Here is an 18,952-nt window from a genome sequence, read left to right as displayed (position 1 = left end):
GGGTGGGGAGGCCGGCAAAGTCAGCCGGCGGGCGGCGCGAGCCGCTGGAACTTGCCCTCGAAGAACAGCAGTCCGGACCCGCCGGGGCCGCGGACCGAGTTGAGCACAGAGCCGGTGAAGATCGAATGGTCTCCGGACTCGTATGCCTCGGCGAGCTCGCACTCCAGCCAGGCCAGCGCGCCGGAGAGCAGCGGCGCCCTGGTGTGCGCTCCCGGCAGCCAGTCGACGCCGTCGAACTGCTCGGGCCCGAGCGGCCGGGCCTTGTCGGCGAAGAAGCGGGCCGTTTCCTCCTGTTCGGCGCCGAGGATGGAGACGGCGAACCGCCGGGCCTTCGTGATGGCGCCGTGCATGACCGCGTTGTGGGCGATGCAGCAAAGCACCGACGGAGGATCGAGCGACACCGAGCTGAAGGCGTTGGCTGTCATGCCGTGGATGTGCTCGCCACCAACGGTGATCACGACGACGCCCGTGGCGAAGCGTGACATCACTTCGCGCAGCGAGGCGGGGGTGGCTTCAGCAGGAAGAGCCGAGCCGTTGGGGGCAGGAAGCAGGGACGTGCGGCCGGCCGGCCGGTGGGAGGTGTGTCCGTTGTCCGTCACGTCATCGGCCCATCGTGCGGGGCGCCGCGGGCACGTGCGAGCGGTCCATCTGCCCGGGCCCGGAGCTACCCAGCATCAACGAGAGGTAGCCGGCGGCGGAATGGATTCCCGGGGATTCCCGTTCGCCCTCGCCAGGAATCTTCCGCATACGCGGCCCCATGAGGTCAGCCGCCGCCGATATATAAATCATGTCGCCTCTTTCGGAATTCAGGAATGAGAACACCCGGCCAAGGTATCCGACCGCTTACGTACACCCACCCACCCATAAGTAACCATGTTCTGCCCGTAGTTCACCGGACCTCACCGGCGGCGATTACCGCACCATGACTTCCATTCCGATCAGCCGACCGAACCGCGGGTAAGGTCCCGGTATCCGAATAAGGGGATGTCGCCATGAATTCTGTATCCGATGAACCGGGACTCGCGGAGCCTCATCTGCTCGGTTTCCTCGCCTCCGTCGGACTCGATGTCGAGTACGTGCGCGCCGAGGGGAACACCCTGTATCTCCGCGGCGAGGACGGCCGGGAAGTCCCCGTCCTCGACGCGGCCGGCGGCTACGGTTCGCTGATCCTGGGGCACAACCACCCAGGGATCGTGGCGTACGCGAAGCAGTTGCTGGACGACCGGGCGCCGGTCCACGCGCAGTTCTCCCGGCACCCTTACGCCGAGAAAGTCGCCGCGGCGCTGAACCGGATCATCCGGCGGGAGACCGGCGCCGAGGAGCCGTACTCGGCCATATTCGCCAACAGCGGCGCCGAGGCGATCGAGGCCGCGGTCAAGCACGCGGAGCTCGACCGGGTGCTGAAGGTTCAGGAGCCGATCGATGCGGCGACGGTGCCGCCGTACGCCTCGATCTCCTCCTTGACCGCCGCGGCCGTGTCCCGGAGCAGCCGGTCCACGGACTCGATTCCACCGCCGCCGGCTTGCGGCCCCAGTTCCGTGCGCAGCAGAAGGACGCTGATCCGCTTGCGCTCGGAGACCATGGCCCTGGGTCCGGTGGTGGTCGTCGCCGGTACGGTGTTGCCCCGCTCGGCCGCGGGGCCGCCGTCCGCCGTGCCCGCGCCGGCCTCCACCGCCGTGGTACGGGTCCCTCTCGCCGGGCCGCTCGCGTCGTCACGGACCAGGACCGCCCGGTCGGCGGGCCCGGAGTCGAGGGCGAGGTCCTGGTGGGTCGCGACCTCTCGCGAGGCGAGGACCGCGTCGTGGGTGAGGATGGCCTGTTGCAGCGTACGCAGCTCGTGTCCGGGTTCCAGTCCCAGGTTCTCGACCAGGGCGGAGCGTATCCGGCCGTAGACGTTGAGCGCGTCGGCCTGCCGGCCGCAGCGGTACAGCGCGAGCATCAGCTGACTGCAGGCCCGCTCACGCAGCGGTTCGTTGTCGACGAGGGTTTCCAGCTCCCCGAGCACGGAGTGGTGCCTGCCCCGCTCCAGTTCCGCCTCGAAGTAGTCCTCCATGGCGTCGACACGGGCGCCCTGCAGTGCCGACAGCTCCATCCAGGAAATGCCGGTCTCGACCAGGTCGGCAAGCGCGGGACCACGCCACAGCCCCAGCGCCTCCTTCAGTGACCGCGCGGCCGCGTCCGGCCTGCCCGCCGCGAGCTCCGCCCGCCCTCGTGCGGCGTGACGCTCGAAAAGGAAGAGGTCCACCTGCTCGGGTTCGACGCGCAGCATGTAGCCGGGTGCCTGGGTGAGCAGTGCCGGTGAGCCGCCCCCACGGCCGTCGGAGCCCCGGGCATGGAGCACTCCCCTCAGTCCCCAGACGGCGTTCTGCAGAATCTTCCGCGCCGAACTGGGGGCGTCGTCCGCCGCCCACACCGCTTTCAGTAATTGGCTGGTTGCCACCACTCTGTTGGCCTGCAGGAGCAGAAAGCCCAATGTCGCACGTTGTCTCGTGCCCCCCAATGGGATCGGCTGGTTGTCGGCGACGACTTCCAGCGGTCCCAGCATCTGGATCTGCATGCTTCCCCCTTGATACGTGCAGGACGCTGCAAGACGGTGTGCGGTCCTCCCCCGCACAGCATCTTGCTCCCCCATATACGTCTGTCGGCCCCGGACGCGACGACCTGGTCCAGGTGGCCGTGTTACTCACGGTCCACCACAGTCGTTGCGCGAGGGGCCAATGCGTGTTGCGATCTCGCATTTCGGACGCATCCTGACCCTACACGCTCCCCTCCTGGCCGACAGTGACGACAGCGCGCGTCGGCCGGCGGCGAGGGCAATGTGTCCGGCATCACGGCAGCCGGGCAGGCCGGTTCCAGTCGCCGGTCGCGCCCCTTGACCGCTCACGGCTCGTGCACCGGCTGATCATCACGGACTAACAGGTAATCAATTACCGCGCGATGAATACATATTGAGCCACCTTTCGACGCACCTCCGCTACGTTCGCAGCGGAAATACCAATGGGCTGAATCGCTTTGTGCTCGGCCGGCGCTACAAGGAGACTTCGTGAAATTCGACAGAACCGGGCTGCTCGCCGCCGCGACGCACCGCACGGTGGGACGCCGCACGGCACTGAAGGCGGGCGGGCTGACCGCGCTGGCCGCTTCGGCCGGCTCGCTCGCCCTCACCGGCGCGGCGCACGCGAACCCCGCCCCCACCGAGGCGGAGGTGAGGAGGCGCTACGACGTCATCGTCGTCGGGGCCGGTTTCGCCGGAGCGACCGCCGCCCGGGAGCTGCAGGCGCGGGGGCTGCGGGTTCTGGTGCTGGAGGCGCGGGGCCGGGTGGGCGGCCGTACGTGGACCGAGAACTTCGCGGGCCGGCAGATCGAGCTCGGCGGTCAGTGGATCCACCCGTCCCAGACGTTCGCCATGGAGGAACTGAAGCGGTACGGAGTCCCGCTGCTGACGGAGATCCAGCCGGAGCTGGCGATCTACCCGACCGCCACCGGGCCGACCACCTTCAAGCCCGAGGAGGTCTTCGGCCGGCTCGGCGAGCTGCTCGGGATGCTGTTCGACGGCTCGAAGGAGTACTTCGAGCGTCCCAGGGACCCGCTGTTCCGCGCGGACCTGCTGCGCTCGATCGACCCCCTGTCGCTGCACGACCGGATAGCCCGGCTCAATCTCAACGCGCAGGACGCCGGCTGGCTGAGCTCCCAGGTCGCGGGCTTCGCGGGCGGCTCCAGCAAGGACGGCGCGCTCACGTCCCTGGCTCAGTGGTGGGCCCACACCGGCTGGAACGCCGACGGCTGGTTCTCACTGATGTCGCAGCGCCCGGGCGCGGGAGGTATGAGCGGCCTGGTGCGCTCCATCCTGGCCGACGAGCCGGTGACCGTGCGTCTCAACACACCGGTCACCGCCGTGGCCGACACCGGCCGCGGTGTCTCCGTCGTCACCCGCAACAGCGGTACGTTCGAGGCCTCACGGGTGGTCGTCGCGGTGCCGTCGAACGTATGGAACACGATCAAGTTCGCCCCCGGACTGCCCAAGGTGCACGCCGACGCCGCCACCGAGGGCATCGGCGTACGCCGGACCGTCAAGCTGTGGATGCACGTCCGCGGCGTGACCCCGCTGACGCTCTGTCAGGGGTACGAGGGCCAGCGCATCGAGAGTCTCTTCCCGTTCAGCAAGCTGCCCGACGGCCACCTCATGATCGGCTTCGCCTTCGACCCGACCTTCGACCCGAAGAACCTCGGGCAGGTGCAGGCCGCCGTACGGGAGTACCTGCCTACGGCCGAAGTGGTGGCGGCCAAGTCCCACGACTGGGGCACGGACGCGTACGCGCGCGGCGCGCAGGGGCTTCGCCGCCCCGACCAGCTGCTGCGGCAACTGCCCGCGATCCAGCAGCCGTACGGCCGCATCGCGTTCGCCGGCGGCGACCTCGCGAGCGTCTGGCACGGCTTCGTGGACGGGGCCATCGAATCGGGCCGCCGCGCCGCGGAGCAGGTGAGCGGGGCCGCGCTGAAGGACGCGGCGCTCGCCCGCCGGGCCTAGCCACCCCCTCTTCCCCCGTACGGACGACCGGGCCTCCCCGGCCCGGCTCCGCGTACGTGTCGACCCCCGTCCCCGGGAGACCCCCGGGTGCGGGGGCCGACCCATGAGCGACAGCTGCGGCCCGTACCTTCCCGGCCGCCCAAGTCGCACCCAAGCCGCCGACATCTTGGAGACCGACCGTGAGCAAGCAGTACTGTCCCTTCGTCATCGACCCGTCCGGCCGTGACATCCACGGCGAGGGCGCTCAGCTGCGCAGCCGGGGGCGCGCCACACAGGTGGAGCTGCCCGGCGGAGTCATCGTCTGGGCTGTCACCGACTACGAACTGGTCAAGCAGTTGCTGACCGACCCCAGAGTCTCCCGGGACACCCACCAGCACTGGCCGGCCTGGGCCAACGGAGAGCTGGGCGAGAACTGGTCCCTGGCCATGTGGGTTTCCGACCGCAACATGATCACCGCCTACGGCCCCGAGCACACGCGCCTGCGCAAGCTGGTGGCCAAGGCATTCACCTCACGCCGCACCGCCGCCCTGCGGCCACGCATCGAGGCCATCACCGGTGAGCTGCTGGACCGGATAGCGGCCATGCCGGCAGACGAACCGGTCGACCTCCGTGCGGAGTTCGCCTACCCGCTGCCCACCCAGGTCATCTCCGAACTGCTCGGCATCCCCGAGAGCATGCGCGACGAACTGCTGAGGCTGGTGCACGCCATGTTGCAGACCTCGGCCTCCCTGGAGGACGCGAAGAGGAACGAGCGTGATCTGTACGCCCTGATGGGCGAACTCGTCGCCGTCAAACGGGAACGGCCGGGGGACGATCTGACCAGCGGGCTGATCACCGTACGCGAGGAGGACAGCGGATCCGGGCTCAGCGAACGGGAGTTGATCGACACCATCCTGCTGATGTTCACCGCGGGGCACGAGACCACCGTCAACCTTCTCGACCACGCCATTCACGCCCTCCTCAGCCACCCCGGTCAGCTGAAACTGCTGAAGGACGGCGCCGCGTCCTGATGTGACGATCGCCAAGGGCGAGCCCATGATGATCGCCTTCGGGGCGGCCGGCCGCGATCCGCTCCAGCACGGCGGGACTGCCGACGACTTCGACATCACCCGCGACACGCGTCGTCAGCACCTCGCCTTCGGCCATGGGGTGCATCACTGTCCCGGCGCACCGCTGGCACGTCTGGAGGCGTCGATCGCCCTGCCCGCCATCTTCGCCCGTTTCCCGGGGCTCGCACCGGCCGAGCCTCCGGAGCGGATCCTTCCGCTGGAGTCCTTCATCTCCAACGGACACCGTTCCCTGCCGGTCCTGCTGGGCGAAGCGGCTGCCTGAGACGGTGGTGCCCCCGGACCGCGGTCCGGGGGCACCACCCGACGCACGAGGTCTGTGCCGCGCCGTGGGCTACTGCGGGGGAACGGGCTGGATGTGCTGAGTGAGGCCACCGTCGACGGCCAGCTCCACGCCCGTGGTGAACGTCGCGTCGAACGCGAAGAACAGCGCGGCCGTGGCGACCTCCTCCGGGCTGCCGTGGCGCTTCATCGGCGTCAGCTCGTCGCCTACTTTCATCAGGATGGCGCGGTCCTCGTCCGACGCGTCCACGATGCCCATCGTGGGGGTGTGGATGAAACCGGGGCTGACCGAGTTGACGCGGATGCCGCGCGGCATCAGCTCGGCGGCGAAGACCTGGGCGAAGGACCGGACGGCTGCCTTGGCACCCGAGTAGACGCCCATGCCGGGCGTGCCGGTCACGTTGGCGATCGAGGTGGTGAAGACGATCGAGCCGTTGTCCGAGATGAGCGGGGCCAGCCGCTGCACCGTGAAGAACACGCCCTTGGTGTTGACGTTGAACTGCCGGTCGTACGTCGCTTCGGTGACCAGGGCCACCGGCTCCAGCGTCGCGTAACCGACGTTGACGAACAGCGTGTCGATGCGGCCGAACTTCTCCTCGACCAGATCGCCGAGCGCCGCGATGTCACCCATGTCGGCCACATCGGAGCGTACGACGTGCGCCTTGGCACCCAAGTCGCGCCGTACCGTCTCGATGTTCTTCTCGTTACGTCCGGTCAGCAGCACCTCGGCGCCCTCGGCGAGCAGCCCCTGCACCATCGCGAGGCCCATGCCGTGCGTTCCACCGATGACAACGGCCTTCTTGCCTGCGTACTTTCCCATCACAGCTCCTTGAGACATAGCGCAATACGGGTCGGAAAGGAGAGGCTGAGCAATGCGGGACTGCACAGGCTTTCAATCCGGAACAGACGGTAACCGGGCGCACCTCACCGGGTGATAACCGCTGAGTAATGGCCCGCTAACCCCCGTCGAGGCCAGTCTCCGACGAGCGCGGCGACGGCGGCGCGCTACTGCTCGGGCTGGGACAGGTGGGACTTGGCATCGTCGTAGGTTGCCTCGCCGGCCGATTCAGCGGGGGCGTAGAAGAGGTTGAGCACTCCCGTGCCGAACGTCTCGGAGGAAAGCAGCTTCAGGGGGATCGGAGCCTCGCCCTCGTCGAACAGTCGCATGCCCGCGCGAACCGCGATCGGGTGCACCAGCAGATGGAGCTCGTCCAGCAGCCCTGCGCCCAGCAGTCGCCGGACGACGGAGACGGAACCGCTCATCCAGACGGGGCTGGAGCCAGGCTCGTTCTTCAGGGCGGTGACCGCCTCGACGAGATCGCCTTCGAGCTGCTCCGAGTTCCGCCAGGTGAATTCGAGCCGCCGGTTCGACACGACGATCTTCCGGGCGTCACCGAGGACCTTGGCAAAGGGGGCGTCCTCGCCTCCGGCGGCCTCCCGCTCGGGCCAGGCCCCGGCAAAGCTGTCGTAGGTTTTACGACCCAAGAGCAAGGTGTCGGCGCCGCCGAGGGTGGCGTCGACGGCCGCCCCCATCTCGTCGTTGAAGTAGGGGAAGTGCCACTGGTCGGGCGCCTCCACGACGCCGTCGAGCGAGATGAACAGCTGCGCGATGATTTTCCTCATGCTGGCTCTCCACAGAAGTCGCCGGTGAGTTCTTCCTTCCTCCGGTAGACGAGGCGGGCCGGCGGAACTCATCGGCGGCGCGCCAGGGGGCCGGTCGGAATGGGGCATCCGCCGACGAGCGTGTTCCCAGAGTCCCGTCCGGTCAGCCGGACGCCGGCCGAACCGGTTGTGTGAGGTGTTGCCACAAGAAGGTATGCACCAAGGCCTTGTTGTAGGCGGCCTGTTCGTTGTCGCTGGCGCCTGCGTGGCCACCGCCGATGTTCTCGTGGAACAGAACCGGGTGGCCGAGTTCGCGCAGCCGTGCGGCCATTTTGCGGGCATGGCCGGGGTGGACGCGGTCGTCACGGGTGGAGGTCATCAGCAGGACCGGCGGGCAGACCTGGTCTGCGGTGAGCCGATGGTAGGGGGAGAGCCCACGGAGGTGGGGGCGATCGGCATCGTTGTCCGGGTCGCCGTATTCGGCGATCCAGGACGCGCCGGCGAGGAGCTTATGGAAGCGGATCATGTCGAGCAGCGGTACCTGGGCGACGATCGCGCCGAACAGCTCCGGGTAGTGGGTGAGCATCGCGCCCATGAGCAGGCCACCGTTGCTGCCCCCGGCGGCGCCCAGCATGGCCGGGGTGGTGATGCCCCGCGCGATGAGGTCCGCGGCGACGGCCGCGAAGTCCTCGAAGGCTCGCGTCCGGTACGCGCCGAGCGCGGCCTGGTGCCAGTCCGGTCCGTACTCGCCGCCACCTCGGATGTTCGCAATCACGTAGGTGCCGCCGCGCTCCAGCCACGCCCTGCCGGTCACTGCGCCGTAGAAGGGGGTGAGGGAGACCTCGAAGCCGCCGTAGCCGTACAGCAGGGCGGGGCCGGGGCCGGTGAGCGCACGGTCGGGGCCGATCACGAAATACGGCACCCGCGTACCGTCCCGGGAGGTCGCGAAGAGCTGGTCCACCGCCAGACCGGCCGTGTCGAAGCGGGCCGGAGCCTGCTTGAGGATCTCCGTGTCGGCGCCGATCTGCCCGCGGTAGAGGGTGGAGGGCTGCAAGAACCCCGACACGTCGAGGAAATACTCGTCGGAGATGTCCGGGTCCGTGTCCACAACGGTGACCGCGGACAGCGCCGGGACGTCCGCGAGGGGTTTGCCCGCCCAGCCACCGCCGGGGGCGGGCGTGAGGACCTCGATGCGGGTGCTGACGTCGCGCATCGTCTCCAGGATCAGATGGTGGCGAGTCCATGAGTGCCCGCTCAGAGCTGTCCGCTCATCCGGCGTGAACAGCACCTCGGCGGTGCGGTCGCCCGCCAGGAAGGCGTCGAAGCCGAACGCCAGCAGGGAGCCCGCCCGCTGTCCGAGCCAATCGGACTTCAGGGTGACGATCAGATGCCGGCGATGGGCATAAGCACTGGCGTCGTCGGGAACGTCGATCTTCACGAGCGTGGCGTCGGTGGTCAGCAGGTACATCTCGCTGCGGAAGAAGTCCAGCGTGCGGCCGACGAAGTCGCGCTCGAAACCGGGGGTGGTGTCGCGCCAGGCCCAGGCCGACACATCTCCCGCCTCGGCTTCGAAGACCAGGGCGGCCTCCTCCAGGGGCGTGCCGCGCCGCCACCTGCGAACCGTGCGCGGATAGCCGGCGTCAGTCAGCGAACCCGGCCCGAAGTCCGTGCCGATGAAGACGGTGTCGGCGTCGATCCACCCGATCCGCGTCTTCGCCTCCTCCACTTGGAACCCGCCGTCGACAAAAGCCCGGGTGGAGAGGTCGAACTCGCGGACCACAACGGCATCACCACCATCGCGCGACAGACGCACCAGGGCCCGGTCGTACTCCGGATGGCGTACGCGCGCACCGGCCCACACCCACTTCTCACCCTCCGCGGCGGCGAGCGTGTCGACGTCGAGGAGGACCTCCCACTCGGGACCGTCCTTGCGGTACTGCTCCAGCGTCGTACGCCGCCACACACCCCGTACGTGTCCTGCGTCCCGCCAGAAGTTGTAAAGGAACGCTCCGCGACGGGTGGTGTAAGGGATACGGTCCGAAGCGTCCAACACCTCCCGCAGGCGCGCCTTCAGGGACGCGAACCCGGTGCCGGCAGCCAGCACGGCCTCCGTCTCGGCGTTCCGCTCGGCCACCCACGCAAGCGCGGCCTCACCCTCAACGTCTTCCAGCCACAGGTACGGGTCGTCATCGTTCACAAGCCAAATTGTGCAGGCCCGGAACGCACGGCAAGACCAGATCCGCCACTACCGATGATCAATACAGCCGGTCATAGCGTCCTCGCGCCCACAAGCCGTTGCCTCATCCGCCATCACAGGGCTTTAGGACATTTCTTGCCCTGAAGAAATCGCGTGGCGGATCCCGAGGGTCTCCCGGTCGGCCGCTGAGCGGCCGACCGGGACATCGGGCTCAGGCGAGGTCGAACCGATCGAGGTTCATCACCTTGTCCCACGCTGCTACGAAGTCACGCACGAACTTCTCTCCCGCGTCCTGGGACGCGTAGACCTCCGCGACGGCTCGGAGCTGGGAGTTCGCACCGAAGATGAGGTCGACAGCGGTGGCGGTCCACTTGACCTCGCCCGTGGCGCGATCCCGGCCTTCGAATACGTTCTCGGTCGAGGCCGACGCCTTCCACTCCGTGCCCATGTCGAGCAGGTTGACGAAGAAGTCGTTGGCCAATGTCTCCGGCCGGTGTGTGAAGACGCTGTGCGGGGACCCCTTGAAGCTGGTGTTCAGGGCCCGCATGCCGCCGATCAGAACCGTCATCTCGGGAGCGGTCAGCGTCAGCAGGTTGGCGCGGTCCAGCAGGAGAGTCTCCGGCGACAGCTTCTCTCCCTCCCGGAGGTAGTTGCGAAACCCGTCCGCCTTGGGCTCGAGCACGGCGAACGACTCCACGTCGGTCTGCTCCTGCGAGGCGTCGGTGCGCCCCGGGGCGAACGGGACCGTGATGTCGTGCCCGGCGTTCTTCGCGGCTCGCTCGACAGCCGCGCACCCGCCCAGGACGATCAGGTCAGCGAGCGAAATCTTCGTTCCGCCGACCTGTGAGCGGTTGAAGTCCTGCCTGATCTGCTCGAGGGTCTGCACCACCTCGGCCACCTCGGGCAGGTCATTGACCTCCCAGTCCTTTTGCGGCGCGAGTCGAATGCGAGCCCCGTTGGCTCCGCCGCGCTTGTCGGTGCCGCGGAAGCTTGCCGCCGACGCCCAAGCGGTGGTGACCAGCTGGGGGATCGACAGTCCCGAGGCGAGGATCCTGCCCTTGAGGGCCGCGATGTCCTCGTCCGCGACCAACTCGTGATCGACCACGGGGACGGGGTCCTGCCACAGCTGCGGCTCGGGAATCCACGGGCCGAGGTAACGCGAGAGGGGCCCCATGTCGCGGTGCAACAGCTTGTACCACGCCTTGGCGAACGCCACCGCGAGCTCGTCCGGGTTCTCGCGGAACCTCTTCGAGATCGGTCCGTAGATCGGGTCCAGCTTCAGCGAGACGTCCGTCGTCAGCATCATGGGAGCGTGCCTCTTCGACGGATCATGAGCGTCAGGCACAGTGCCCTTGGCCGAGGGATCCGTGGGTGTCCACTGCTTCGCACCGGCGGGGCTCGTTGTCAGCTCCCAGTCGTACCTGAACAGGTTGTCCAGGTACCCGTTGTCCCATTTCGTCGGCTCGGAGGTCCAGGCGCCCTCAAGCCCACTGGTGAGCGCGTCGGCGCCCTTGCCGCTGCCGTACGTGTTCCTCCAGCCGAGGCCTTGCTGCTCCATGGGGCAGGCCTCGGGCTCCGGACCGATGTACGAGGGATCGACCGCACCATGGCACTTGCCGAACGTGTGGCCGCCGACAATGAGCGCAACCGTCTCCTCGTCATTCATCGCCATACGCCGGAACGTCTCGCGAATGTCCCTGGCGGCAGCCATCGGATCGGGGTTGCCGTTGGGCCCCTCCGGATTGACGTAGATCAGTCCCATCTGCACAGCGCCGAAAGGACCGGTGAGTTCCCTGTCGCCGCTGTAGCGCTCGTCTCCGAGCCATGTGTCCTCGGGCCCCCAGAAGATTTCCTCGGGTTCCCAGATGTCCTCTCGCCCGAAGCCGAACCCGAACGTCTTGAACCCCATCGATTCCATGGCGCAGTTCCCGGCGAAGACCAGAAGGTCGGCCCAGGAGATTTTCCGGCCGTACTTCTGCTTGACCGGCCAGAGCAAACGGCGCGCCTTGTCGAGGCTCGCGTTGTCCGGCCAGCTGTTGAGGGGGGCAAAGCGCTGAGCGCCGCTGCCGCCACCACCCCGGCCATCGGCGATGCGGTACGTGCCTGCGGCATGCCAACTCATCCGGATGAAGAGCGGCCCGTAGTGGCCGTAGTCGGCGGGCCACCAGTCCTGCGACGTCGTCATCACCTCGAAGACGTCCTGCTTCAGCGCGTCGACGTCGAGGGTCTCGAACTCTTCTGCGTAGTCGAAGTCCTCGCCCATCGGATTGGACCGGGGCGAGTGCTGGTGGAGAACCTGAAGGTCCAGCTGATTCGGCCACCAGTCCCTGTTCGTCCTGGGCCCAGTCGGCGTAGGGGTCGGTGAGGGGATTGCTGGGTTCTCGCTTTCGCTGCCGGACACGTCCGTCCTTCTTCCTGTCTCGGTGTTTCCTTCTGCTGGCTGCTTACTCTTGACGTTCGTTGGTTTGCAAGGCTGGAAAAGCCTCACCAGCCCCGCGGCAGTCAAACGCGGAGCCGGCCGGCCGGCACAATTCCTATCCTCACGCACGACACCGACAATCGAGCGTTTGTCGGAGTCTGATTCCAAAGTCGTGTTGAGCTTCTGGGTGCGCGGGACGCAAATGTCTCGACGCCACGAACACGGTAAGTGCTCAGAGTTCCGATGGTCCTCCAACCCGCGCGGTCTCACCGCCCAGCGCCGACGCCCCTGATTGGTCCGCTTGCCGAGACGCTGGGTACCCCATTGGTCCCGCCGTAACGGCACTGCGTACGGCTTCTGTGCGAGGCATACCTGGCAAACCCGATCGTCCTACTGGCTGTCGCCGAGGCGAACGGTGCGTAACCCTCCGCGACGCCTATTGAGTATCTGTATGAACACAGCTCTGCCGCGCATGACATCTGTCCATGGTGGTGCCGGCGACTTCGCCCCTACCTTCGGCGTACCCCGGTTCCGCGCGCCAGGTCCCCCCCTTCCCGGCGCCCCGTACCCCTGCGTCTAACACCGGCGACCCATACCGGCGACACCGCAATGGCCGGGCGACCGGGCGACTGTCAGCACTCGAGAGCTTTCGGCGAGTACGCCGCAAACCGGCCCCACCTGCTACGACGGGTCAGGTTCCCCCTCTGCTCATCCACAGCGTCGTCCCACCCAACTCGGCGCTTGGGCGACTCGCAGGGCGGTCTTGCCCAACTTCCTTCCCTCCGTAAGGACAGAGCATGAGCGCACAACCGACGCGCGCCGACGTGGCGTCCTCGCCACCGCGTGACACCCGGCAGACGCCTCCCCCGGACGGGCTCCACGCCGGACTCAAGAACCGCCATCTGTCGATGATCGCGATTGGCGGAGTGATCGGCGCCGGCCTGTTCGTCGGATCCAGCTCCGGCATCGTGGCCACCGGCCCCGGCATTCTGCTGTCGTACGCCCTGGTCGGCACGATCGTCGTCTTCGTGATGCGGATGCTCGGCGAGATGGCCGCGGCGCAGCCGGCCTCCGGATCGTTCTCCGCCTATGCGGACCGGGCGCTGGGCCGCTGGGCCGGTTTCTCGATCGGCTGGCTCTACTGGTTCTTCTGGGTCGTGGTGCTGGCGGTCGAGGCGACCGCGGGTGCCGTGATCCTGGAGAGCTGGGTTCCGGCTGTTCCGCAGTGGGGCTGGGCGCTCATCGTCATGGTCGTGCTCACCGCGACGAATCTGGCCTCCGTTTCCTCGTACGGCGAGTTCGAGTTCTGGTTCGCCGGAATCAAGGTGGTCGCCATCGCCGCCTTCATCGTGATCGGCGGGCTGGCGGTCTTCGGCCTGCTGCCCGGCTCCAGCCACGAAGCGGTGGGCCTGACCAATCTGACCGGCCACGGCGGCTTCCTGCCCAACGGTCCCGGGGCCATCCTCACCGGCGTACTGATGGTCGTCTTCTCCTTCATGGGCAGCGAGATCGTCACCCTCGCCGCCGGCGAGTCCGAAGACCCGCGGCGCGCGGTCACCAAGGCCACGAACAGCGTGATCTGGCGGATCGGCGTCTTCTACCTGGGCTCGATCCTGGTCGTCGTTTCGCTGCTGAAGTGGGACGACCCGGCGATCACCGAGAAGGGCTCGTACGTCGCGGCGCTCGACGCGATCGGCATCCCGCACGCCGGTCAGATCATGAACGTGATCGTGCTCACCGCTGTGCTGTCCTGCCTCAACTCCGGTCTGTACACCGCATCGCGCATGGCCTTCTCGCTCGGCGAGCGCCGCGACGCGCCCAAGGCCTTCGCCCGCACGAACAGCCGGGGTGTGCCCACGGCGGCGATCCTCGGTTCGGTCGTCTTCGGCTTCGTGGCGGTCTTCTTCAACTACCAGTGGCCCGACACCGTCTTCCTGTTCCTGCTGAACTCCTCGGGCGCGGTCGCACTGTTCGTCTGGCTGGTCATCTGTTTCACGCAACTGAGAATGCGTGCGATCCTGCTGCGCGAGTCGCCGGACAAGCTGGTTGTGCGGATGTGGCTCTTCCCGTATTTGACGTGGGCAACCATCGCCATGATCTCGTTCGTACTGGTCTACATGCTCACCGACGACGCCGGGCGCGACCAGGTCATCCTCTCCGTGCTGGTGGCGGCGCTGGTCGTGGCCATCTCGGTGGTACGGGACCGACTCCGCCGCGGTACGGGTGACGCGGTCACCAAGCCATAGCCTCGCCATGCCCCGGTCGTGGATGGGTCGTCCTGTCCGGGACCGGCGGCAGGTGATCAAACATGAGCCCGAAAAGAGCGGTAGTTCCTAGTCGCCGTCGCTGGTGGTCCCGCCAAGGCCGCGCCGGTTCTTCCCGGAACGGCGCAGCAGCTCGCCGGCGGTGAGCGTCACGGTCGCTACGACGCGGACCCAGCGTGGCCCGCCGCGCTCCGCCCACACGACACATACACACCCGCCGACGGCCAGCGCCAAGACGCCGAGCAGCACCAGAACAGCCATTTTTCCCCACCCCTGCATTCGTTCGTACGGGTCCAGGTGATCCTCTCAGGCCGGCAAGGGGTGCCCCAACGTGGTGTCCGGCCGAAACGCTCGTCCGGCCCGACGCGCCCTCAACTTCGGCCAGTCCGAGCAGAGGACTGCCCGCCACGGCACGCGTCCCGTCCGCCACGCACCAGTGCGCAGGTGCGACGAGACACCCTCAGCCCAGCGTCTGCTCCGTCCATACCGTCTTGCCGTCCCGCGTATAGCGCGTGCCCCATCGCTCGGTGAACTGGGCCACCAAGAAAAGGCCGCGCCCACCCTCGTCGGTGCTGCGAGCCCGGCGCAGGTGGGGGGAGGTGCTGCTCGTGTCGGAGACCTCGCAAATCAGGTTCCCGTCATGGATGAGCCGCAACACCACTGGTCCGCCGGCGTACCGGTAGGCGTTGGTGACCAGCTCACTGGCGACCAACTCGGTGGTGAACGTCAGTTGCCCCAGCCCCCACTCGGTGAGCTTGGCCCTGGTCAGCGCCCTCGCCCGGGCAGCCGCGGTGGGTTCCGCGGGCAGCTCCCAGGACGCGACCTTCTCGGGGGGCAGTACACGGGTACGGGCGATGAGCAGCGCAACGTCATCTCTGGGGTGGCCGGTCAGCACTGAATCCAACACCGCCTGGCAGGTCTGCTCCAACGGCTGTGCCGGGCGGGTCAGCATTGCGCGCAGGCGAGCCAGTGGTACGTCGATGTCACCGTGCCGCGTCTCGATGAGCCCGTTGGTGTAGAGAGCGAGCAGGCTGCCCTCCGCCAGTTCCAACTCGTTCATCTCGAACGGCAGTCCGCCAAGACCGAGCGGCGGACCAACAGGCATGTCGAGCAGGCTCACCCGTCCTTCCGGGGTCGCCACCGCCGGCGGAAGATGGCCGGCACACGCCACGGCGCAGCGTCGGGAGATCGGGTCGTACACCGCGTACAGGCAGGTCGCGCCGACGACCTGCTCGGTCTGCGGCAGGTCGCTGTTGACGGCTTCCTGCTCTGCGGCCAGGAGGTTGACCAGGTCGTCCAGGCGGGAGAGGACCTCGTCCGGTTCGAGGTCGAGGCTGGCCAGAGTGTGCACGGCAGTGCGCAGCCGGCCCATCGTGGCCGCAGCGTGGATCCCGTGGCCGACGACGTCGCCCACGACGAGGGCTACGCGGGTCCCGGAGAGGGGAATGACGTCGAACCAGTCCCCTCCGAGGCCTGAAGCGGCACTGGCCGGCAGGTAGCGGTGGGCCACCTCGATGGCGGGGTGTTCGGGTACGTCATGCGGAAGCAGGCTGCGTTGCAGCGTGAGCGCGGCCTTTTGCTGCTGGGTGTAGCGGCGGGCGTTGTCGATGGTGACGGCGCCGCGGGAGGCGAACTCCTGGGCCAGCATGAGGTCATCCTCCTCGAACGGTTCCGGGCGCCGCGACCGCCACAGACTGACCACACCCAGCACCTGGCCGCGTGCCGCTAGCGGTACCACGATGAGCGAGTGGACGCCCAGGTCCACGGCGCCTTGGGCGCGTGGAAGTTCCATCGAGTACCACGCGGACGAGATGCCGGCAGCCGGCTCAAGCACCGGTCGCCGCTCGGCCAGACACCTGGCTTGCGGTGCCTCCGGGCGGAGGTGAATCAGTCCGCCGGCCGGATGCATCAGCTGCGCTTCTCGAACCGACACGCTTCGTACGGCCATCCGGATAACCGGCCCCGTCGTCTCCTGCGGCGGGTCCTCGCCGCGGGGGACCGGCTCCAGCAGGTCCACCGACACGTGATCGGCGAGGTCGGGCACGGCCACATCGGCCAGTTCGCGGGCAGTCTGCCCCACGTCGAGCGTCGTCCCGATGCGGGCGCTGGCTTCGTTGAGCAGGGCAAGCCGGCGCCGGGCCCGGTGGCGGTCGGTGACGTCCTCGACCAGCTCGGTGACCCCGATGACCCGGCCGGTGGAATCCTCCATCCGGAACGACGAGGCGGACACGACCAGCTCGCGGTGGGGATCCCGCCGCAGTCGGGAGGACTGTTCGGTGAAGATCTCGGGCCGTCCCGTATCCAGGACCCGGCGCAATCGGCTCTCCACCACCTGAGCGTCCTCGCTGACCAGCAACTCGGCGCTGCCAAGGCCCACGTGCCGCTCGGTCGGGAGGCCGCTCACCTGTGCGATCGCCCGGTTGACCCGTACCACCCTCAGGTCCGGACTGTGGACGACAAGACCGATCGGGGACCGGCGGTACATACCGTCCAGGACCGCACGGTCCAGCTCCCACCGGGTGACCTCCCCCGCCGGGGCGCCGACCAGGAACCATTCCTGTACCGAGTCGGCCCTCGTGACCACGCGCGCCCTGATCCCCAGTTCCACCCGGTGCCCGCCGCGATGCCGGAGGGGCACCACCCCGAACCAGCCCCGTGCCCTCGTGCACTCCGCCACGATGCCGCTGACGACCGGCCGGTCGCCGGGGTCAACCAGGAAATCGAGCGCACGCCGGCCGATCACCTCTCCGACCGAATAACCGAGCAACTGCTCGGCCCGCTCGCTCCAGCCGACCACCTCGCCGCGGTTGTCCAGCACCACCGACGCCACCCGGCGCAGAGCGAACGGGTCTTCCGGACTCTCGCTGAACATCGTCACGGGCGCGTCCACCGCCGTAGCCCTCGTGGTCGGATTGCCGGTCTCACACCCCCGCAGGGCCTTTGCCCGCCTTCGGGGAGTGATGCAGGTCTGTGAACATGATCGGTCACTCATCTGCGGAAATGTTCGACGCCACGCGGCCGGCTTTGAGCGGCTTACGCGTCCGTATTCATCATTGCGCGGGGTCTTGTCAACTTTCCTCCTCGGCGTTATATAAGGAATCGAGGTCATACGCACCCGCATCCTGAGGGTAGGGAGTGAGGACGGTGCTGATGCGAACCGACCCATTCCGGGAGCTGGACCGGATGGCTCAGCAGCTCCTCGGCACCGCGGCGCACCCGGCGGCCATGCCCATGGACGCCCTCCGAGAAGGCGGCACCTTCACGGTCGAGCTCGACCTTCCCGGCATCGATCCCGAGAGCATCGACCTCGACGTCGAACGCAACGTACTCACGATCAAGGCCGAACGCCGGCCCAGCGCACCCGAGAGCAGCGAAGTCGTCGTCGCCGAGCGGCCGACCGGTTCCTTCAGCCGCCAGCTGTTCCTCGGCGAAACTCTGGACACCGAGCACATCGAGGCCACGTACGACGCCGGCGTGCTGCGCCTGACGATCCCGGTCGCCGAGCAGGCCAAGCCCCGCAAGATCTCCATCAGCGCCGGGGAAGCCCAAAAGCAGATCAGCGGCTGACCCGACACATCCGTACCGCAAGCCCACATCCGTCAGGCTGCCGCCCATGAGGGCGGCAGCCTGACGGCACCATCGGCCTTATGCGCCTACCGTCTTACCGTGACTCGGCAGGCCGATCCCGCTACTCCGGGACAATGTTCTCCGCCTGCGGGCCCTTCTGGCCTTGCGTGACATCGAACGACACCCGCTGCCCCTCCTGAAGCTCACGGAATCCCTGGGCGGCGATGTTCGAGTAATGGGCGAAGACATCAGGGCCGCCGCCGTCCTGCTCGATGAAACCAAAGCCCTTCTCGCTGTTGAACCACTTCACGGTGCCCGTAGCCATAACGGTCTCCTGGGGATGAAAGGGGGGTCGGATACCGCACGTCACGGCACCCGGAGCTGATCGCCGGGCCCATGAAAACTCTGAAGAACACAAACGCCCGTGATCGCGATCACGGGCGAACAGGCTTCGGAACCACGACTGCTATGGCAGTGAAGTTACCCGAACAGTGCCCATGTCGCTACGTATTGCTACGAAAGTCCCACAGTGACCCGCAATGGGGTAACGCCATCGCATGCCCAGACACTTCCCGGAGGGCGTCCGAATGCGTGGCGCGGATACCCGCAAGCTCCGCCGCCTCCTATTTCAGGAAACGCTCTATCCGGACGGGGCCTACCCGTAGGGGCGCGGTCGGAACGGCCGGGCGCAGTCGGACGCCGAGGGACACCACGGCATAACCATTGGCCCATCGAACGCCCACCCGTGCCGCGTGCGGTTCCTTCGGGCGCCGGGCTGCCGCAGTACGAGTGCGCTTCGCGTCGTATTCCGCCCGACGACGGGGGTCGCGAAGCGTGGCACAGGCGGCAACCACCTCGTCCAGGCGCTCCTGGCGGGGCGCCGCCGGCTGATCGGGCTGAGAGTCCGGATGCAGGGTCCGGACCAGCTTCCGGAAGGCGCTCGTGATCTGCACGGCCGATGCCGTCGGCTCCACGCCGAGCACCGCGTATGGGTTCCGTTGCCCGCGCACCGCCACCGCCTGTGCC

General features: G+C 67.8%; 16 protein-coding genes and 1 pseudogene. 6 read left to right on the top strand and 11 right to left on the bottom strand.

The annotated features are described in order from the left end of the window. Nucleotides 1-20: 20 nt before the first annotated feature. Both J7E89_RS30560 and J7E89_RS42150 read right to left on the bottom strand, forming a co-directional pair. Nucleotides 21-485 (bottom strand): flavin reductase family protein, encoded by a 465-nt coding sequence (locus tag J7E89_RS30560; protein ID WP_214977832.1) that lies wholly within the window; start codon nucleotides 483-485, stop codon nucleotides 21-23. A 453-nt stretch (nucleotides 486-938) separates the two neighbouring features. Beyond that, entirely contained in the window at nucleotides 939-1,184 is a 246-nt protein-coding gene (locus tag J7E89_RS42150; RefSeq protein WP_214977738.1) for a hypothetical protein, read from the bottom strand. On the opposite strand from J7E89_RS42150, the pseudogene J7E89_RS41280 reads away from it, so the two are divergent. Further along, nucleotides 1,077-1,407 (top strand): annotated as a pseudogene (locus J7E89_RS41280) (aminotransferase class III-fold pyridoxal phosphate-dependent enzyme); the annotation flags it as partial. The gene J7E89_RS42150 and the pseudogene J7E89_RS41280 overlap by 108 nt on opposite strands. 1 nt (nucleotide 1,408) lies before the next feature. Here J7E89_RS41280 and J7E89_RS30550 read toward each other — a convergent pair. Further along, on the bottom strand, nucleotides 1,409-2,557 hold the full coding sequence (locus tag J7E89_RS30550; protein WP_251061298.1) for an AfsR/SARP family transcriptional regulator: 1,149 nt from the start codon (nucleotides 2,555-2,557) through the stop codon (nucleotides 1,409-1,411). A 486-nt stretch (nucleotides 2,558-3,043) separates the two neighbouring features. Here J7E89_RS30550 and J7E89_RS30545 point away from each other — a divergent pair, with 486 nt between their 5' ends. The 3 genes from J7E89_RS30545 (at nucleotide 3,044) to J7E89_RS42145 (ending at nucleotide 5,860) form a co-directional block, all read left to right on the top strand. Next, the gene (locus tag J7E89_RS30545) at nucleotides 3,044-4,528 is read left to right on the top strand and encodes an NAD(P)/FAD-dependent oxidoreductase (protein WP_308315654.1); all 1,485 of its coding nucleotides are present in this window, start codon (nucleotides 3,044-3,046) and stop codon (nucleotides 4,526-4,528) included. Nucleotides 4,529-4,707: 179 nt separating this feature from the next. Then, nucleotides 4,708-5,538, top strand: a complete 831-nt coding sequence (locus J7E89_RS30540; protein ID WP_308315653.1) for a cytochrome P450 — start codon at nucleotides 4,708-4,710, stop codon at nucleotides 5,536-5,538. Nucleotide 5,539: 1 nt separating this feature from the next. Continuing rightward, nucleotides 5,540-5,860: a cytochrome P450 gene (locus J7E89_RS42145; RefSeq protein WP_308315652.1), complete on the top strand. Its 321-nt coding sequence runs from the start codon at nucleotides 5,540-5,542 to the stop codon at nucleotides 5,858-5,860. A 69-nt stretch (nucleotides 5,861-5,929) separates the two neighbouring features. On the opposite strand, the gene J7E89_RS30535 is transcribed toward J7E89_RS42145, so the two are convergent. The 4 genes from J7E89_RS30535 to katG all read right to left on the bottom strand — a co-directional run bounded on the left by J7E89_RS30535 (nucleotide 5,930) and on the right by katG (nucleotide 12,077). Beyond that, nucleotides 5,930-6,697, bottom strand: a complete 768-nt coding sequence (locus tag J7E89_RS30535; RefSeq protein ID WP_214977735.1) for an SDR family oxidoreductase — start codon at nucleotides 6,695-6,697, stop codon at nucleotides 5,930-5,932. A 185-nt stretch (nucleotides 6,698-6,882) separates the two neighbouring features. Then, nucleotides 6,883-7,500 carry a dihydrofolate reductase family protein gene (locus tag J7E89_RS30530; protein WP_214977732.1) on the bottom strand — a complete coding sequence of 206 codons (618 nt, stop codon included), beginning with the start codon at nucleotides 7,498-7,500 and terminating at the stop codon, nucleotides 6,883-6,885. Nucleotides 7,501-7,642: 142 nt separating this feature from the next. Further along, nucleotides 7,643-9,676: a prolyl oligopeptidase family protein gene (locus tag J7E89_RS30525; protein WP_374196919.1), complete on the bottom strand. Its 2,034-nt coding sequence runs from the start codon at nucleotides 9,674-9,676 to the stop codon at nucleotides 7,643-7,645. A gap of 211 nt (nucleotides 9,677-9,887) precedes the next feature. After that, nucleotides 9,888-12,077, bottom strand: a complete 2,190-nt coding sequence (gene katG, locus J7E89_RS30520; RefSeq protein ID WP_214977729.1) for a catalase/peroxidase HPI — start codon at nucleotides 12,075-12,077, stop codon at nucleotides 9,888-9,890. A gap of 815 nt (nucleotides 12,078-12,892) precedes the next feature. On the opposite strand from katG, the gene J7E89_RS30515 reads away from it, so the two are divergent. Next, on the top strand, nucleotides 12,893-14,341 hold the full coding sequence (locus J7E89_RS30515) for an amino acid permease (RefSeq protein ID WP_214977726.1): 1,449 nt from the start codon (nucleotides 12,893-12,895) through the stop codon (nucleotides 14,339-14,341). Between the two features lie 87 nt (nucleotides 14,342-14,428). On the opposite strand, the gene J7E89_RS30510 is transcribed toward J7E89_RS30515, so the two are convergent. Together J7E89_RS30510 and J7E89_RS30505 are read right to left on the bottom strand one after the other, a co-directional pair. After that, entirely contained in the window at nucleotides 14,429-14,620 is a 192-nt protein-coding gene (locus tag J7E89_RS30510) for a hypothetical protein (protein WP_214977723.1), read from the bottom strand. Nucleotides 14,621-14,819: 199 nt separating this feature from the next. Next, a complete protein-coding gene (locus tag J7E89_RS30505; RefSeq protein WP_251061321.1) occupies nucleotides 14,820-17,231 on the bottom strand; it encodes a SpoIIE family protein phosphatase in 2,412 nt (803 codons plus the stop codon). Between the two features lie 272 nt (nucleotides 17,232-17,503). Between J7E89_RS30505 and J7E89_RS30500 the strand changes: the two genes are divergently transcribed. Then, nucleotides 17,504-17,926, top strand: a complete 423-nt coding sequence (locus J7E89_RS30500) for an Hsp20/alpha crystallin family protein (protein ID WP_214977717.1) — start codon at nucleotides 17,504-17,506, stop codon at nucleotides 17,924-17,926. Nucleotides 17,927-18,047: 121 nt separating this feature from the next. Here J7E89_RS30500 and J7E89_RS30495 read toward each other — a convergent pair whose 3' ends face one another. Both J7E89_RS30495 and J7E89_RS30490 read right to left on the bottom strand, forming a co-directional pair. Then, nucleotides 18,048-18,251, bottom strand: coding sequence for a cold-shock protein (locus J7E89_RS30495; protein WP_093797454.1), 204 nt, complete (start codon nucleotides 18,249-18,251; stop codon nucleotides 18,048-18,050). Nucleotides 18,252-18,549: 298 nt separating this feature from the next. Then, nucleotides 18,550-18,909: a J domain-containing protein gene (locus J7E89_RS30490; protein ID WP_374196922.1), complete on the bottom strand. Its 360-nt coding sequence runs from the start codon at nucleotides 18,907-18,909 to the stop codon at nucleotides 18,550-18,552. Nucleotides 18,910-18,952 lie beyond the last annotated feature (43 nt).

The sequence above is a fragment of the Streptomyces sp. ISL-100 genome, assembly GCF_018614615.1.
Lineage (GTDB): Bacteria > Actinomycetota > Actinomycetes > Streptomycetales > Streptomycetaceae > Streptomyces.
Note: the sequence above shows the minus strand (reverse complement) of the source record. Positions and strands in the feature narration are given on the sequence as shown.

Excerpts from the sequence above, each read along its gene's own strand:
- J7E89_RS30560 (WP_214977832.1), bottom strand. The coding sequence starts at position 485 with ATGTCACGCTTCGCCACGGGCGTCGTCGTGATCACCGTTGGTGGCGAG.
- J7E89_RS30550 (WP_251061298.1), bottom strand. The coding sequence starts at position 2,557 with ATGCAGATCCAGATGCTGGGACCGCTGGAAGTCGTCGCCGACAACCAG.
- J7E89_RS30535 (WP_214977735.1), bottom strand. The coding sequence starts at position 6,697 with ATGGGAAAGTACGCAGGCAAGAAGGCCGTTGTCATCGGTGGAACGCAC.
- J7E89_RS30530 (WP_214977732.1), bottom strand. The coding sequence starts at position 7,500 with ATGAGGAAAATCATCGCGCAGCTGTTCATCTCGCTCGACGGCGTCGTG.
- J7E89_RS30515 (WP_214977726.1), top strand. The coding sequence starts at position 12,893 with ATGAGCGCACAACCGACGCGCGCCGACGTGGCGTCCTCGCCACCGCGT.
- J7E89_RS30510 (WP_214977723.1), bottom strand. The coding sequence starts at position 14,620 with ATGGCTGTTCTGGTGCTGCTCGGCGTCTTGGCGCTGGCCGTCGGCGGG.
- J7E89_RS30505 (WP_251061321.1), bottom strand. The coding sequence starts at position 17,231 with ATGTTCAGCGAGAGTCCGGAAGACCCGTTCGCTCTGCGCCGGGTGGCG.
- J7E89_RS30495 (WP_093797454.1), bottom strand. The coding sequence starts at position 18,251 with ATGGCTACGGGCACCGTGAAGTGGTTCAACAGCGAGAAGGGCTTTGGT.